Here is a 15755-nt window from a genome sequence, read left to right as displayed (position 1 = left end):
GAACCGGATAGCGCGGATCGAGATCGTTGAGCGAATCGAACAGAATATCGTTCATCAGAACACCCCTCCGTTGGCAAAGTAGTTATGTGCCATGCCGGATTCACGATCTTCGCTGAAATAGCGAAAAAATCGCTGAAAGTCTTCGTTTTTAACGTACTCAAAACAGGCCGGAAGCGGCGGTGGGAAACCGATGTCCTCGCCCACCGCGCGGCGCAAGGCGCTGAAAATATCGTCACGAAACTCGAAATAGAGCCGCCAGGCTGGTGTTTTGTAGGCATGAATCGGACTCAGATCGATCAGACGCATCTCATGGAGAATTTCATAGATACGCCGGAACAGACGTTCGGCGACCTGTGGGGTAAAAAATTCGCGAACAGCGTGATTGTCCAGCAGGATTTGCGGGTTGAGTAACGCCGGCAGCACGATGTTTTTCGGCACATAATCCTTGATCGAATAGTGCCAGGCCTGCATTGACTGGGCGGGCGTGGTATCCCTTAACACTGGCTGCTGTGTGTTTTCCGGACGGACATCTTTCATGGTGATGACGCCATCCTGCCCGTAGGCAACGCCGGTGATCACCTCTTGCAGAATGGTATCCACGCGGCGACTGTTAATTTCAACCCGGGAATCGCGCGCGTAAACGGGTTTACCGCCTGCCGCGATCACCCGAATACCGAAATCCCAGTCATCCGAAAGATGTTCAACAAACCGGCCCTTATCAAGCTGGTAAAAGATTTCGATACCGCCCACTTTGTCGTAAAGCGCGCGTTCAACGGCGAACCCCTTGCCGTCGGGAAAACCGCCAAACAGCGAAAATGAGACGTCACGGCAACGCAGCGTTTTCTGAATCTCCGCAAACAGATTGGGACGAAGCCGGAACGCGTTCTCGTTGTAGTAGTAATTACAGGTGCCTAAATCGCCCTTTTCCGCGATCATTTTTTCAATCAACGAGTGTAGCCACCAGCTATCAACGGTGCAGTCGGCATCTGCCGAGACGATGTAGTGTTTACGGCTAATGCCCAGCCGTTTGTCCCTGGCTTTTGAGCGCAGCGATGCGTAATCCATACCGCATTTTCGCGCAGAAGAAACACCCTGCGTGGGCTCTTTAATAATATGAATATCCAGCGCCGGATGCAGACGCTGAAATTCGCTGATTTTGGCAACGGAATCATCGGTTGAGTTATTATCCACCACGATCAGTTCATACTTTTCGTGCGACAACATATTGCTGCATGTTTTTTGATTAAATAGCGAAGTGAGAACTGCATTGATACGATCGCTTTCATTATAAACCGGCAAGACAATTGATATGTAAATGTCCTTACGCATACAACCTCCCTGAATGATTACTATCTGAATCGCTGTTGTTATCGATGAGCACTTTCTTGCCAATAAGAAAGTTTCGATAAGCAATTTCTTTCATTAATGATTTATTGGTGATGAGTTTAAAAACGCTTGAAATAAACGCATCGTCCGGATAACCATCATGTTCGGCAGTGATATTCATTATCGGCGCCTCGAAGCCGTACTGGCCGTATACCTCATCATAATATTCATAGCGTGTCGAAATGTAACAGCGGCGGTGACTTATTGCTTCACCAACTGGATTACCGTAGCTGTCGTAATCCCATGAAGTCAGAAAAGAGACAAGGTCACAGGAATAATACAAATCCTCAATGGTGTAAGTGTTATAACCAGGCGGCATATAATTGTGCTGCAGCCAGCCAATAAAATGAATAAAAGATTCGACCTGTAATTGAGTCGACAGATTGACCAGTTGCTGATAACAGAATGGCGCCTCATTCATATCGCCTGCAACGACGAGATGAACACGCCGTGCAGAATTTTTCTGCTGGAACAGTTGGTTGAGCCGCCAGACGAGGTAAATGTCGCGATCCAGCCGTTTTTGCGGAATAAGGCGCGTAGTTCGGGCAATAAGAATGTCATCGTCACCAATGTTAAGACTGTGCCTGATATTGCTGCAATTTCCTGTTCCTGTAAAATCGTAGGCATTCTTTTTTACTTGTACTTCAATGGTATAGTTGCACCACTCCTCAAGTCTTTCTTTTAATTCCTGATTAAGCGTCACATAGCGTATGTACGGAGAGTTAACCGGTTTGATGGCATAAGGCCAGGGATGTGTGCCATATTTCTGTACGCTTTTTTCGCTATTCCACATCAGGTCATGATCACGCCAGGTAACAAAATCGGCCAAGTTATAACGCTTGCCATATATATCAATTGCTAAATATATCGCTTTTGTATATATAATGTTTTCTGGCAGTGTGCCATTTTCAACGAAAAGATAACCAATATTCAGGCATTCCCATTGCTGCACCATTTTTTCGGCCAGTACTTCAGCCGCCACATCAATTTTCGCCAGAATAGTGTTCAACTCTGTTTGTGGAACAACCGTTTTCTGGCTTATCAATACATTGTGCGCATAATTTATAAAATCAACGTTGTAATTCGGTACGTTGGTAATGTCATCTATTCGCACTAATATAAAACCATCTTTATATATCGATTTCTCCCATTCGTATGGTTTATTGAACTTTCCTTTATCCAGCTTTATGTCATAACCAAGATCCAGATAGTTTTTAATTCCCTTTCGTGACAGTAATTGTGCGGTTTTAAATGCCTCAACGGTAATTCCAGAAAAGGCAACACCATCGAATGATATAAAAATTGCTCCATTGCGTTCATCCATGAAATTTCCCTTATTATGTGGTGTGTGGAATTTTCAATTATCCTTTTAGTTAAGGAAAACATATATTTTATTGGTATTAAAGAGACCTGAATCGTATCAACGGATATATTCTCGGAGTTTTAAAGATGAGCCCGGAGAGTGACAGTTTGCTTATTTTATTGAGACACATTTTCATTCATTTTCCCCAGGATTTTTCTCCAGAGGGACAACATCGGCGGTTGAATTAAGACAATCCTGAAATTCCTTTTTTCGATTGCGCTTTACGTCACAATGATCGAGGATGGCGGTTCGGTATGTTTCTTGTACCGAATTGCAATGATGAGATTGAATTTCGCCCGGCACTGTTACCGGGCTTGTCCTTGAAACATTGAACTGGATTAAGGAGTAAGCATGAAATCGAACCGTCAGGCACGCCATATCATGGGGCTGGATTACAAAGTGTCAAACACGCGTAAAATTGTTACCAAAGACAATCACGAAGAGACGGTGGTTGTTCATCGCTCCGGGCGTCATCGCCGCGCGGGTTAAGTTTTCCACCCTGAACCACCCCTGGCGGGGTGGTTTTTTGTTTTCCCTCCTTGATAACAATTCATCAACGAAATCCGCGAACAAGAAGTATTTGCTGACAGCTTGCTTTATACTCTCGCCCGTCGCACACCTCCCCGCGAAACGCTCTCGCAGGGATCGTTGAACAAGGAGCTGTAAAATGAATGCCAAACATAATAAAAACCGATCGTTATATATTCCTTATGCCGGGCCGGTGCTGCTGGAGTTTCCACTGCTGAACAAAGGCAGCGCCTTCAGCATGGAAGAGCGCAGTAATTTCAACCTGCTGGGCCTGTTACCGGAAGTGGTTGAAACGATTGAAGAACAGGCCGAACGCGCCTGGTTGCAGTACCAGAGCTTTAAAACCGATATTGATAAGCACATCTATCTACGCAATATCCAGGATACCAACGAAACCCTCTTCTACCGCCTGGTGGAAAACCATCTCGATGAGATGATGCCGGTGATCTATACCCCGACTGTTGGCTGGGCCTGCGAACGCTTCTCTGACATCTACCGCCGCGCTCGTGGCGTGTTTATCTCCTGGCAGAACCGCAGCAGCATGGACGACATTCTGCAAAACGTGCCGAACCACAATATCAAAGTGATCGTGGTGACCGATGGCGAACGTATTCTCGGCCTTGGCGACCAGGGGATTGGCGGGATGGGGATTCCGATTGGCAAGCTGTCGCTCTATACCTCTTGCGGCGGCATCAGCCCGGCTTACACCCTGCCCGTGGTTCTGGATGTGGGCACCAACAACCAGCAATTAATTAATGATCCGCTCTACATGGGCTCACGCCACCCGCGTATCACCGGTGATGAATATTACGCTTTCGTCGATGAATTCATTCAGGCGGTGAAACAGCGCTGGCCGGATGTGCTGCTGCAATTTGAAGACTTCGCGCAGAAAAACGCGATGCCGTTGCTGAATCGCTATCGCGATGAGATCTGCTGTTTTAACGATGATATTCAGGGTACGGCAGCCGTCACCGTCGGTACGCTGATTGCCGCCAGCCGCGCGGCGGGTAGCCAGTTGAGTAACCAGAAGATCGTCTTCCTCGGCGCAGGTTCTGCCGGTTGCGGTATCGCTGAGCAGATCATCGCCCAGACGCAGCGCGAAGGCCTGAGCGAAGCGGCGGCTCGCCAGAAAGTCTATATGGTCGATCGTTTCGGTCTGCTGACGGACGAAATGCCGAACCTGCTGCCGTTCCAGAGCAAACTGGTGCAGAAACGCGAAAACCTGCAAAACTGGGATACCGGCGCGCAGAATGAAGCGCTGTCGCTGCTGGACGTCGTGCGTAATGTGAAGCCGGACATTCTGATCGGGGTTTCAGGCCAGGCGGGTCTGTTCACCGAAGAGATCATCCGTGAAATGCACAAGCACTGCCCGCGCCCGATCGTGATGCCGCTCTCCAACCCGACTTCCCGCGTGGAAGCCACGCCGCAGGATATCATCAGTTGGACCGACGGTATGGCGCTGGTCGCCACCGGCAGCCCGTTCGCACCGGTACTGTGGAAAGAGAAAACCTACCCGATTGCCCAGTGTAATAACGCCTATATTTTCCCCGGCATTGGTCTTGGCGTGATCTCCTCCGGCGCGTCGCGCATCACCGATGAAATGCTGATGGCGGCCAGTGAAACGCTGGCGGAATACTCGCCGCTGCTACTGAACGGTGAAGGCCTGGTGCTGCCGGAACTGAAAGATATCCAGTCCGTTTCCCGCGCCATCGCGTTTGCCGTCGGTAAAATGGCGCAGCAACAAGGTATCGCGGCGAAAACCTCGCCTGAAGCGCTGAAGCAGTCGATCGACGACAACTTCTGGGAACCGAAGTACCGCAGCTATCGCCGTACCTCCATCTGATCCTCCCGCGCCCGGCGTCCTTGTACGCCGGGCTATTTTCCTTGCTGGTAAAAGATTCATTTCCCCGCTAGACTCCTTTTCACCCATCAACTTACTGAATATAAAAGGAGGCTAATTATGCTGTATTGTGAACTGTTCAATGTTTCACATACATTTGGCGATCGTGCCAGCTCAAGCGTTATCGGTATCGTGCTGCGATAACTTCGGCTTGAGCGAAGCTTAAAACCCCCTTCTCTCGGGCTTACCGGGTTATCGTCAGCGATGTTTGACGAGGCACTCTCGTGCCTGTAACTCTTGAGTAAGCAATGAGCACATTACTATCTGCACAATCACTCCGTGTTGAAACGGCCTTTGGCCCGTTATTCTCTGATCTCTCCTTTACCCTGAGAAAAGGCGATCGCCTTGGACTTATTGGCGACAATGGCTGCGGCAAAAGTACCCTGCTGAAAGTGCTGGACGGCTCGCTGTCTCCGCTTTCCGGCAACGTTACGGTTGCACACCACTGCCTGCTGGCGCGCGTGGAACAGCATCTGCCCGATGATTTGCTGGCGACGACGCTGCTTGATGCCGTGCTGGCGCAGTTGCCTGCCAGCGAGCGCGACAACCAGCGCTGGCGCGCAGAATCGCTGCTTGCCAGCATGGGGCTGAGCACGACGGAAATCGCTCTCACCGCCGCCACGCTCAGCGGCGGTCAGCATACCCGCTTACTGCTGGCACGGGCGCTGATCCGCGAGCCGGATCTGTTGCTGCTGGACGAACCGGGTAACCACCTTGATCTGCCGACATTGCTATGGCTGGAGCAGTTTTTGCGTAGCTGGAGCGGAAGCTTTGTGATGGTTTCGCATGATGCCGCCCTGCTGGATGCTGTTACCAACGGCAGTTGGATCCTGCGCGACCACACGCTGCACCACTTTGCTTTACCGTGCAGCCAGGCGCGTCTGGCGCTGGAAGAGCGTGATGCGAGCGACGCGCTGCGGCACAAAGCGGAACAAAAGGAGATCGACCGCGTGACGGCAAGTTCTAAGCGGCTGGCTATCTGGGGACGGGTCTACGACAACGAAGATCTGGCGCGGAAGGCAAAACAGATGGCGCGGCAGGTTGAGCGCCTGAAAGAGAGCCAGACCACGCTAACCGAAGGCAGTGCCTGGCGGCTTTCACTGCATGGTGAAGCGCTACCTGCGGATCGACTGCTGGAGATGGAACAGCTGGCCGTGCCGCCCGCAACGGGGTTGCCCGCCCTGTTCCATGTTCCGCTCGCGCGGCTGAAAAGCGGCGATCGCGTGGCGGTGATGGGACGCAACGGCTGCGGGAAATCATCGCTGTTGCGGCTGATCTGGCGGGCTTTGCACGGCGAAGCGTCTACGCTGCGGCTGCATCCGCGTCTGCATGCGGGATATTACGACCAGACGTTACATCAGCTAGCGGATGATGCCACGCTGTTCGACGCGCTTGAGCCGTTTGCCCCGATGCCCGCCGATCGCAAAATGGCACTAATTAGCGCCGGTTTTGCCTGGGCGCGTCATGGGCAACGGGTGGCGACACTGAGCGGCGGCGAACGTTCGCGGCTGCTGTTTGTCGGCCTGTCGCTGGCGCGTTTTAACCTGCTGTTACTGGATGAACCCACCAACCATCTCGATATGGCGGGCAAAGAGGCGCTGGGCGAAACCCTGCAACAGTTCAGCGGCGGTTTTCTGCTGGTCAGCCACGATCGCCAGTTGATTAATGCCTGCTGCAATCGTTTCTGGCTGGTGGAAAACGGCGAGCTGAACGAATGGCACGACGCTGAAGCGGTTTATGATCGCTTACGGGAAAGTGTCGCGGTTTCTGCCACTCAGTCACAACTGCATATTGTTGCGGCTGATGAAACGGATGACGACGATGCCCTTCTTCTGCGTCTTATCGAACTGGAGACGCGGTTAGCAGAGGATCTGGCGCGTAAGGAGAAACATCAGAAGCCGCAGTTGCAGGCGCAGTGGCGTGAGGAGATAGACCGTATCCGCCTTATCCTGTAGGCCGGATACGTGCAAACTCGTGTGGTCACTTAACGCAAACAGGCGCCCTTCGGCGCCTGTTTTTTTTACTGCTGTGGATTTTTCGCTTTCCAGGCTTCCCATGCCTGTTTGATTTCTTGTTTGGCGGTGGCGGCGTCGTTAAAGCCGTTCAGCTCCACTTTTTTGCGACCGTCCGGCAATTGTTTATAGACGCGGAAGAAGGCTTCCAGCCGCTCCTGCTCGATCTTCGGCAGATCGGTGATGTTCTTGATGTCGTCATAGGTTGGGTCAATTTTGCTGGCCGGAACGGCAACAATTTTGTCGTCGGTCTCGCCGCCATCAATCATTTTCAGCACGCCAATCGGGCGTAGCTTGATCAGCGTTCCCGGAGCCAGCGGCGCGCGGGTATAGAAAATCACATCCAGCGGATCGCCATCCCCGGCGAGCGACTGGGTCAGCGAACCGTAGTTCGCCGGATAAGCGACCGGCATTGACTGGAAGCGATCGGCGATAATAAAGCCGGTTTTCGCGTCCGTTTCATATTTGATAATGCCGCCCGCCGGGATCTCCGTTACCGCATAAAACTCGTCCGGGTTGTTTTCAGGCTGCGGGAATTCGAGGATATTTTGCGCCTGCACGGAAGCCGAAATCAGTACGCTCACCGCGAGGATTTTTTTCACCAGATGCATTGTTGTTCACCCTTTTGTTATTAGAAAGCAACAATCTGGCGACAATAGATGACAGCCGTATGACATTCCTTTCCTGCCCACTAATAGCCTTATTAATAAGGTGGTTATAGCATTTTTTGCCCCTACCTGAATTGGGGGATTTCCCACTGAATGTTTACAGTATGTTGCCAGCCTATTGAATTCACTGCCTAATCTCTTAATCCTTGAGGATATAGATAACGGTTGAAGCCGAACGCCACACCCGGATCTCAGTTCTTATGCTTATCAAAGGAGAAACACCATGAAAGCTGCTGTAGTTACGAAAGATCATCAGGTTGATGTCACTGAAAGGACACTGCGTCCGCTGAAACATGGCGAAGCGTTACTGAAAATGGAGTGCTGTGGGGTATGTCATACCGACCTGCACGTGAAGAACGGTGATTTTGGCGATAAGACCGGCGTTATCCTCGGTCATGAAGGTATTGGCATCGTGGCTGAAGTTGCAGAAGGCGTTACGTCGCTGAAAGTGGGCGATCGCGCTTCTGTTGCCTGGTTTTTCCAGGGCTGCGGCCACTGTGAATACTGTAACAGCGGTAACGAAACCCTCTGCCGTGAAGTGGTCAATGCCGGGTATACCGCCGATGGCGGCATGGCGCAGGAGTGCATCGTGGTAGCGGATTATGCGGTAAAAGTGCCGGATGGCCTTGATTCCGCGGCAGCCAGCAGTATCACCTGCGCGGGCGTCACTACCTATAAAGCCGTTAAAGTCTCGCAGATCAAGCCCGGCCAGTGGATTGCTATTTATGGCCTCGGCGGCCTCGGAAATCTTGCGCTGCAATATGCGAAAAATGTCTTTAATGCCAAAGTCATTGCGCTCGATGTTAACGATGAGCAATTGAAGCTGGCAGCCAGCATGGGCGCAGACCTGACCATCAACTCGCGTAGCGAAGATGCGGCGAAGATCGTGCAGGAAAAAACCGGCGGCGCGCACGCTGCGGTCGTGACGGCGGTAGCGAAAGCGGCGTTTAACTCTGCGGTCGATGCGGTGCGTGCCGGTGGCCGTGTGGTGGCAGTTGGCCTGCCGCCGGAAGCGATGAGCCTCGATATTCCGCGCCTGGTGCTGGACGGTATTCAGGTGGTGGGTTCGCTGGTTGGCACGCGCCAGGATCTGACGGAAGCCTTCCAGTTTGCCGCCGAAGGCAAGGTGGTGCCGAAAGTGGCGCTGCGTCCGCTGGAAGATATCAACGCCATCTTCAAAGAGATGGAACAGGGCCAGATCCGTGGCCGCATGGTGATCGATTTACGCCATTAATTATCGTCTATTGCCTATAATCACGGGGGCGCTGATGCCCCTTTTTTATGACGCAGAGGTAATGATGACCACGACGATCCCCGGGCTTGAGGTGTTGTTTATCGCCGGTTTTGGTCCTGTTCCGCAAAATGTGGCTGCCAGCCAGACATTTTACCAGCACACGCTTGGGCTGCCGCTGAAACCGATGGAAGGCACCAGTGACTATCTGGTCGCCGATCATGATGCACTGGATGGCGCGAAACATTTTGCTCTGTGGCCGTTGCATCATGCGGCCGAATCCTGTTTTGGCACGGACAAATGGCCGGATGCGCACCCTGTTCCACAAAGCTGGGTTGAATTTGAAGTCAAAGAGTTAGCGAGCGCCACCGATGTGCTGGTCAACAAAGGTTATCAGTTGCTGGTCGCGAATCGCCTGGAACCCTGGGGGCAAAGTGTCACCCGTCTGCTGGCGCCGGAAGGCGTCCTGGTGGGGCTGACGATCACCCCCTGGTTGCGTTAATACTGATGCCAGACCGGGGCGTCTATCACGCCCGGTTTTGCGCTTTTCTGAAAAGCTTATCTCAATTCCTTGGTTCCTTTGTGAATGCCTGCGCCGGATGATGAATCCGACATTAAGACAATAGATAACAAAGGAATTCACCATGCACACCCCTTTTCGTTTGCCGCTACTGACGGTGCTGATAATGGCCGCTTCCGTTCACGCTTGGGCGGTGGATACGCCAGTAAAAGGCGGCACACTGATTTATCTTGAACAGCAGGCGCACACCAATTTGTATCCTCCGGCGGGCGGTTTTTACCCCAATGGCGGTATTCTGAATCAGATCACCGATAAGCTAACCTGGCAGAACCCAAAGACGTTGCAGGTTGAACCGTGGATTGCCGAAAGCTGGACGTCGAATGCCGATAAAACCGAATACACCTTTAAAATTCGCCCCGGCGTGACCTTTTCTGACGGCACGCCGCTGGATGCCAATGCGGTCGCAAAAAATTTCGACACGTACGGGCTGGGTAACAAAGCGCAGCGTTTACCGGTATCGGAAGTGATCAATAACTATGATCACAGCGAAGTGGTGGATGCGCAGACGGTGAAGTTCTACTTCAAAAAGCCGTCGCCAGGATTTTTACAGGGCACGGCCACCATCGGTTCCGGGCTGGTTTCATTGAGTACGTTACAACGTAACTTTGATGAGCTGGGCGATGCGCGTCATATTATCGGTTCCGGGCCGTTTGTCGTTAGTGATGAAAAGCTGGGGCGCGAAGTGACGCTTGCGAAGCGTAAAGATTATCAGTGGGGGCCGAAGAATCTTACCCAGCAAGGCCCGGCCAATCTCGATGGCATCAAAATTATCGTCACCCCGGAAGACAGCGTGCGCATTGGCGCGTTGCTGGCAGGCCAGGCCGGATTTATCCGCCAGGTGCAGGCTTACGATGAGAAACAGGCCACCGATCAGGGGTTTCAGATCTACGCCGCTCCGACGCGCGGCGTGAATGACAGCCTCAGTTTCCGCCCGGATAACCCGCTGGTCGCCGATCTGCGCGTGCGCCAGGCATTGCTCCATGCGACAAACACTAAACAGGTTGTCGATACCCTCTTCTCGCCCAACTACCCGCAGGCCACCTCGGTTATTGCCCGCTCTGCCGCCGGTTACACCGATCTGAGCGACAAACTGACCTTTGATCCGGCCAAAGCCAACCAGCTACTGGATGACGCAGGCTGGAAAGCCGGCAACGATGGCATTCGTGCCAAAGAGGGCCAGCGTCTGGCGCTGACGGTGTATGAATCCCTGCCGCAGCCGCAAAACAAAGAGGTGCTGCAACTGGTGGCGCAGCAGTGGCGACAGGTCGGCGTTGCGCTGAGCGTTAAAGCTGGCGACGCCGGAAGCCGCACGCTGGATAACCTCGACCCGCTAAAAACGCCGCTGACCGTTTCTGAGGTTGGGCGTGCGGATCCGGATGTCGTGAAAAGCATGTTCTATCCGGCAAACCGCGATGCGCTGCTGCAAAAAGGCGGTTCCAGCGACAAGGTAAAAAGCTTCCGCGACGACAAGCTCAACGATCTGCTGGTCTCTATTTCTGCTGAAGTCGATGCACAAAAACGCCTGCAACTGACCGGCGAGGCACAGCGCTATCTGCTGGATAACGCTTATGTGATCCCGATTTTTGAAGAGCCTCAGGTCTTTGCCGGTGCGCCCTGGCTGAAAGGCGCAACCTTCGAAGCCGTTGGCCGCCCGTCGTTCTACGGCGCGTGGATCGCGAAACACTGAGGAGGCTGCAATGAGCCACTATCTTCTGCGGCGTGCGGGACAAGGCCTGCTGGTGCTATGGGCGGCATTTACCCTCTCTTTTGTGCTGCTCCAGGTGCTGCCGGGCGATGCGGTATTGATTAAGTTTCAGAATCCCGACCTCGGGCTTAGCCCGGCACAGATTGAGGAAATGCGTATTGCCTATGGGGCGGACAGCCCGCTGTGGCAACAATATTTTCATACGCTGTTTGCGATGTTGCGCGGAGATTTTGGCTATTCGGTACAGGCCGGTGTTGCGGTGAGCGAGCTGATTACCAGTAATCTCCCCGATACACTGCAACTAGCCGCACCGGCATTCGCGCTCGCCGTGGCGCTGGCTTTTGTACTGGCGTTTGTCTCGCGGTTGCCCGCATTACGCTGGCTGAGTAATGTCATCCAATCTTTGCCGGTACTATTTATTTCGCTGCCCACCTTCTGGCTGGGCATTGCGCTGATTCAGCTTTTTTCCTTCCAGCTGCGGCTGATCCCGGTCATTAACCCTTCGCCGTTGCAAGGGTTGATCCTGCCGATTATTACCGTGGCGATCCCTATTTCCGCTCCGTTGGCGCAGATCTTGTTACGCAGTATCGACCAGGTGTCGGCTCAGCCGTTTGTGGGCGTGGCGCGCGCCAAAGGGTTGAGCGAAACCGGCGTGCTGTGGCGGCACGTTATCGGCAATGCCCTGCTGCCGGTGCTGAATATCGCCGGGCTGTTGCTGGGGGAATTGATTGCCGGTGCGCTGATCACGGAAACCGTCTTTGGTCGTGGCGGGCTGGGACAACTGACGCAGCAGGCGGTGAACAATCAGGATATTGCCGTATTGCAGGCGGTAGTGATGATCTCCGCGCTGGGGTTTGTCCTGATTAATCTGCTGGTGGATCTGCTGATGCCGTGGTTTGACCCGCGGCTGAAAACCGTTACCGGAGGTGCAGTATGAGTCTGGTCGATTACGCTACCGCCGCGCGCAAGCACGTTCCCGCCTGGCGCGCGCACGCCTGGCAGCCGGGATTATGGCTGGCCTGGGCGGTGGTTGCTCTGGCGGGAGTTGCCGCTTTTTTCCCTGCGCTGCTCACGCATTACAGCGCGGTTGAAGCTATTGCCGGAGCACAGCGGCTGGCTCCACAAGCCGGTCACTGGTTGGGTACCGATCAACTGGGGCGCGATCTTTTTGCGCGCATTGTCTACGGTGCTTCACATTCGCTTTCCGCCGCGCTGGCGGCCGTGGCGATGGGACTGTTTGCCGGAACGCTGATCGGCGTGATTGCCGGAGCGCTCGCCGGGCGCGTGGAATCCTTCCTGATGCGGCTGGTGGATGTGTTGCTGTCGATTCCGTCGCTGTTGTTGTCGCTGACGGTGATTATTTTACTTGGCTTCGGCACCGTCAATGCAGCCATTGCCGTGGGGGTGGCTTCGATTGCCAGCTTTGCCCGCCTGGCGCGCGGTGAAGTGGTGCGTATTCGCCACACCGAGTATGTGGAAGCGGCCTGGGGCAGCGGCGGTACTTTCTGGTCGGTGCTATGGCGGCATATTTTGCCCAACTCGCTCACCGCCGTGCTGGCCTTTGCCACGCTGCAATTTGGTCAGGCGATCCTTGCCCTCTCCACCCTGAGCTTTCTCGGTTACGGCACGCCGCCGCCAGTGCCGGAATGGGGATTGTTGATCGCTGAAGGCCGCAATTACTTATCAACTGCCTGGTGGCTGACCACCTTTCCCGGCCTGGTGGTGATCGCCGTGGTACTGGCGGTTAACCGGCTCAGCCGTCAGTTCAGTGGAGGTCGCGTATGAGCGTGTTGTCGGTAGAAAATTTAACCCTCAGCTACCACAGCGGTGGCGTCTGGCGCGAGGTGGTTCATGACGTGAGTTTTACCCTGCAACGGGGGGAAATGCTGGCCTTTGTCGGCGAATCCGGTTCCGGCAAAACCACCACTGCGCAGGCGATTATTGGGCTGCTGGCTGCCAATGCCCGACGCGACAGCGGCACGATTGTGCTCAACGGCGAAACAATAAGCACGTGGTCGGAAAAACGGCTTGATGCCCTGCGCGGCGCGCGCATCAGCCTGGTGCCGCAGGATCCAGGCAATTCCCTCAACCCGGTGCAAACCATCGGTACGCAAGTGGGCGAAGTCCTGCGACTGCACAGCAAATTGCGTGGCCGCGAGCGCGATGCTCAGGTGCTGGCGCTGTTAACGAAAGTGGGCTTAAGCCACCCGGAACAGCGCATGAAACAGTACCCGCACCAGCTCTCCGGCGGGATGAAGCAGCGGGTGTTGATCGCGATAGCCATTGCGCTGCAGCCGGATGTGATCATTGCCGACGAGCCGACCAGCGCGCTCGATGTGACGGTGCAAAAGCGCATTCTCGATTTACTCGATGTACTTCGCCGTGAATCCGGCACGGCGGTGCTGTTTGTCACCCACGATCTGGCGCTGGCTGCTGAGCGCGCCGATCGGCTGCTGGTGTTTCGCCACGGCGAGATTCAGGAGCATGGTGCGACGGCGGATATTCTGCGCGCGCCGCAGCATGCTTATACCCGCCAGCTACTGAGCGATCTCCAGGGCAATGCGCTGACGATTGCGCCGGTTTCCGGGCGGCCGCTGGCGTCTCCGGCGATCCGCGCCAGCGGTATCAGTAAGCGTTTCTCGTTGGGCAAAGGCCATCAATTGCAGGCGCTTGATGACGTCAGTTTTGCCGTGCAGCGCGGCAGCACGCATGCGCTGGTTGGCGAATCCGGTTCGGGTAAAACCACGCTGGCGCGCATTCTGCTTGGCTTTGAGCAGGCCGACAGCGGCCGGGTGACGATTGATGATATCGAAGCCACGCAACTCAGCCAGGAGGCGCGCCGCCAGTTGCGCCGCAAAATACAGTTTGTCTATCAGAATCCCTTTTCTTCGCTCGATCCTCGCCAGACACTGTTTGAGATCATCGAAGAGCCGCTGAAGAACTTTGAACGCGTTGAAAAAGCCGAACGTAAAGCACGAGTGGAAAATGTCGCGCGGCGCGTTGCGTTGCCGCTGGAGTTGCTCGACCGTACGGCGCGTGAGCTTTCCGGCGGGCAGCGCCAGCGTGTGGCTATTGCCCGCGCGCTGATCCTCGAACCGGGCATTCTGGTGCTGGATGAAGCCACCTCCGCACTGGATGTTACCGTGCAGGCGCAGATCCTCGCCCTGCTCCAGCAACTGCAACAGCAACTGGGGTTGACGTACCTGTTTATCACCCACGATCTGGCGACGGTGCGGCGCATCGCGCACAGCGTTACGGTGCTGCGTAATGGTTGCGTGGTCGAGCAAGGTTCCGTGGCGAGCCTGTTTGCCGCGCCGCAAAACGACTATACCCGCGAGTTAATTCACGCTATTCCCCATCTTTCACCCGCTACGGAGGAGTTCGCATGACGCGAAAACGCCTGGGGTTTTTTACCCGTCTGCTTGACGATGCTGCACCCAAAGAGCGCTACCGGCTGGCCACAGAGCAAATCCGCCATGCGGAACGGTACGGTTTTGACAGCGCGTGGATCGCGCAGCACCATTTTCACGAACATGAAGGTGGTCTGCCTTCGCCGCTGGTCTTTCTGGCACACGTCGCGGCACATACGGAAACTATCCGCCTTGGTACGGCCATCATCACCCTGCCGCTGGAAAATCCGTTGCGCGTGGCAGAAGATGCCGCCGTACTCGATCTGCTGGCCGATGGACGGCTGGAAGTGGGGTTTGGCTCGGGTGGCACGGCGACCTCTTTCCTGCCCTTTGGCCTGACAATTGATGAACGGGCGACGGTATTTGCTGATGCGCTGCACTTGATCCAGAGCGCCTGGCGCGGTGATTCGCTGACGCACCCGGATAACCACCTTTACCCTCCAGCGCCACAGTTGGCTGAACGGATATGGATCGCCACCTTTTCCGTTGACGGCGCAATCCGTGCAGGCCGGGGCGGACACGGGCTGATGCTGTCCCGAACTCAGCCGCGCCCGGCCGACAACCCTTCGCTCACGCTCAATGCCATCCAGAATCCGATGGTGGATGCTTACCTTGATGCGCTTCCGGCGGGCGTTGCGCCGCGCATACTGGCTTCGCGCACGGCGTTTGTCGCCGACAGCCGCGACTATGCGCTGAAGATTGCAGCGCCGGGGTTGACCCGCCAGGCCGCGCAACATCGCGCGGCAGGCCATACGGTTTTAGGTGACAACGTCACGGATTATATCCGCCAGTTTGACGCGCATATCGGCGATGCGCAAACGGTGCTCGCATCGCTGGCGCAGGACACCATCCTGGCCCGCGCCACCGATATCTCTTTTCAAGTGCATTCCGTCGAACCGTCGCACCGCGACACGTTACGTTCCATTGAACTGATTGCTGAGCATATCGCTCCGCACATTCTATAAGGAGCCT

General features: G+C 54.7%; 13 protein-coding genes. 10 read left to right on the top strand and 3 right to left on the bottom strand.

The annotated features are described in order from the left end of the window. Positions 1-54 precede the first annotated feature (54 nt). Together CWM66_RS29035 and CWM66_RS29030 are read right to left on the bottom strand one after the other, a co-directional pair. Complete coding sequence (locus CWM66_RS29035) at positions 55-1329, bottom strand: glycosyltransferase family 2 protein (RefSeq protein ID WP_007375077.1); 1275 nt, start codon at positions 1327-1329, stop codon at positions 55-57. Then, positions 1322-2710, bottom strand: coding sequence for a glycosyl transferase family 2 (locus CWM66_RS29030; protein WP_199200025.1), 1389 nt, complete (start codon positions 2708-2710; stop codon positions 1322-1324). Before CWM66_RS29030 ends, CWM66_RS29035 begins: the two co-directional genes overlap by 8 nt. 390 nt (positions 2711-3100) lie before the next feature. Here CWM66_RS29030 and sra point away from each other — a divergent pair, with 390 nt between their 5' ends. The 3 genes from sra (at position 3101) to CWM66_RS00530 (ending at position 7132) form a co-directional block, all read left to right on the top strand. Beyond that, positions 3101-3238 carry a stationary-phase-induced ribosome-associated protein gene (sra, locus tag CWM66_RS00540; protein ID WP_007375079.1) on the top strand — a complete coding sequence of 46 codons (138 nt, stop codon included), beginning with the start codon at positions 3101-3103 and terminating at the stop codon, positions 3236-3238. A 178-nt stretch (positions 3239-3416) separates the two neighbouring features. Continuing rightward, positions 3417-5120: an NAD-dependent malic enzyme gene (locus CWM66_RS00535; protein ID WP_007375080.1), complete on the top strand. Its 1704-nt coding sequence runs from the start codon at positions 3417-3419 to the stop codon at positions 5118-5120. Positions 5121-5425: 305 nt separating this feature from the next. Further along, complete coding sequence (locus CWM66_RS00530; protein WP_107146115.1) at positions 5426-7132, top strand: ABC-F family ATP-binding cassette domain-containing protein; 1707 nt, start codon at positions 5426-5428, stop codon at positions 7130-7132. Positions 7133-7197: 65 nt separating this feature from the next. On the opposite strand, the gene CWM66_RS00525 is transcribed toward CWM66_RS00530, so the two are convergent. Next, the gene (locus CWM66_RS00525) at positions 7198-7800 is read right to left on the bottom strand and encodes an inorganic diphosphatase (protein ID WP_007375082.1); all 603 of its coding nucleotides are present in this window, start codon (positions 7798-7800) and stop codon (positions 7198-7200) included. Between the two features lie 280 nt (positions 7801-8080). Here CWM66_RS00525 and adhP point away from each other — a divergent pair, with 280 nt between their 5' ends. The 7 genes from adhP to CWM66_RS00490 all read left to right on the top strand — a co-directional run bounded on the left by adhP (position 8081) and on the right by CWM66_RS00490 (position 15748). Continuing rightward, entirely contained in the window at positions 8081-9091 is a 1011-nt protein-coding gene (gene adhP, locus CWM66_RS00520; RefSeq protein WP_035885700.1) for an alcohol dehydrogenase AdhP, read from the top strand. A gap of 64 nt (positions 9092-9155) precedes the next feature. Beyond that, entirely contained in the window at positions 9156-9590 is a 435-nt protein-coding gene (locus tag CWM66_RS00515) for a glyoxalase (protein ID WP_090397602.1), read from the top strand. 142 nt (positions 9591-9732) lie between these two features. Continuing rightward, positions 9733-11355, top strand: coding sequence for a TIGR04028 family ABC transporter substrate-binding protein (locus tag CWM66_RS00510; RefSeq protein WP_071920806.1), 1623 nt, complete (start codon positions 9733-9735; stop codon positions 11353-11355). Positions 11356-11365: 10 nt separating this feature from the next. Continuing rightward, positions 11366-12310 (top strand): ABC transporter permease, encoded by a 945-nt coding sequence (locus CWM66_RS00505; RefSeq protein WP_007375086.1) that lies wholly within the window; start codon positions 11366-11368, stop codon positions 12308-12310. Further along, entirely contained in the window at positions 12307-13158 is an 852-nt protein-coding gene (locus CWM66_RS00500; protein ID WP_107146114.1) for an ABC transporter permease, read from the top strand. The genes CWM66_RS00505 and CWM66_RS00500 overlap by 4 nt, the downstream gene beginning before the upstream one ends. After that, a complete protein-coding gene (locus CWM66_RS00495) occupies positions 13155-14762 on the top strand; it encodes an ABC transporter ATP-binding protein (RefSeq protein WP_035943469.1) in 1608 nt (535 codons plus the stop codon). Before CWM66_RS00500 ends, CWM66_RS00495 begins: the two co-directional genes overlap by 4 nt. Continuing rightward, on the top strand, positions 14759-15748 hold the full coding sequence (locus tag CWM66_RS00490) for a putative FMN-dependent luciferase-like monooxygenase (RefSeq protein ID WP_007375089.1): 990 nt from the start codon (positions 14759-14761) through the stop codon (positions 15746-15748). Before CWM66_RS00495 ends, CWM66_RS00490 begins: the two co-directional genes overlap by 4 nt. The last annotated feature ends 7 nt before the right edge of the window (positions 15749-15755 follow it).

It is taken from the genome of Kosakonia sp. H7A (genome assembly GCF_003028445.1).
Classification (GTDB): Bacteria; Pseudomonadota; Gammaproteobacteria; order Enterobacterales; family Enterobacteriaceae; genus Kosakonia; species Kosakonia radicincitans.
Note: the sequence above shows the minus strand (reverse complement) of the source record. Positions and strands in the feature narration are given on the sequence as shown.

Bases quoted from the DNA above. Each gene is read 5' to 3' on its own strand.
- CWM66_RS29035 (WP_007375077.1), bottom strand. From the start codon at position 1,329: ATGCGTAAGGACATTTACATATCAATTGTCTTGCCGGTTTATAATGAA.
- CWM66_RS29030 (WP_199200025.1), bottom strand. From the start codon at position 2,710: ATGGATGAACGCAATGGAGCAATTTTTATATCATTCGATGGTGTTGCC.
- sra (WP_007375079.1), top strand. From the start codon at position 3,101: ATGAAATCGAACCGTCAGGCACGCCATATCATGGGGCTGGATTACAAA.
- CWM66_RS00535 (WP_007375080.1), top strand. From the start codon at position 3,417: ATGAATGCCAAACATAATAAAAACCGATCGTTATATATTCCTTATGCC.
- CWM66_RS00530 (WP_107146115.1), top strand. From the start codon at position 5,426: ATGAGCACATTACTATCTGCACAATCACTCCGTGTTGAAACGGCCTTT.
- CWM66_RS00525 (WP_007375082.1), bottom strand. From the start codon at position 7,800: ATGCATCTGGTGAAAAAAATCCTCGCGGTGAGCGTACTGATTTCGGCT.
- adhP (WP_035885700.1), top strand. From the start codon at position 8,081: ATGAAAGCTGCTGTAGTTACGAAAGATCATCAGGTTGATGTCACTGAA.
- CWM66_RS00515 (WP_090397602.1), top strand. From the start codon at position 9,156: ATGACCACGACGATCCCCGGGCTTGAGGTGTTGTTTATCGCCGGTTTT.
- CWM66_RS00510 (WP_071920806.1), top strand. From the start codon at position 9,733: ATGCACACCCCTTTTCGTTTGCCGCTACTGACGGTGCTGATAATGGCC.
- CWM66_RS00505 (WP_007375086.1), top strand. From the start codon at position 11,366: ATGAGCCACTATCTTCTGCGGCGTGCGGGACAAGGCCTGCTGGTGCTA.
- CWM66_RS00500 (WP_107146114.1), top strand. From the start codon at position 12,307: ATGAGTCTGGTCGATTACGCTACCGCCGCGCGCAAGCACGTTCCCGCC.
- CWM66_RS00495 (WP_035943469.1), top strand. From the start codon at position 13,155: ATGAGCGTGTTGTCGGTAGAAAATTTAACCCTCAGCTACCACAGCGGT.
- CWM66_RS00490 (WP_007375089.1), top strand. From the start codon at position 14,759: ATGACGCGAAAACGCCTGGGGTTTTTTACCCGTCTGCTTGACGATGCT.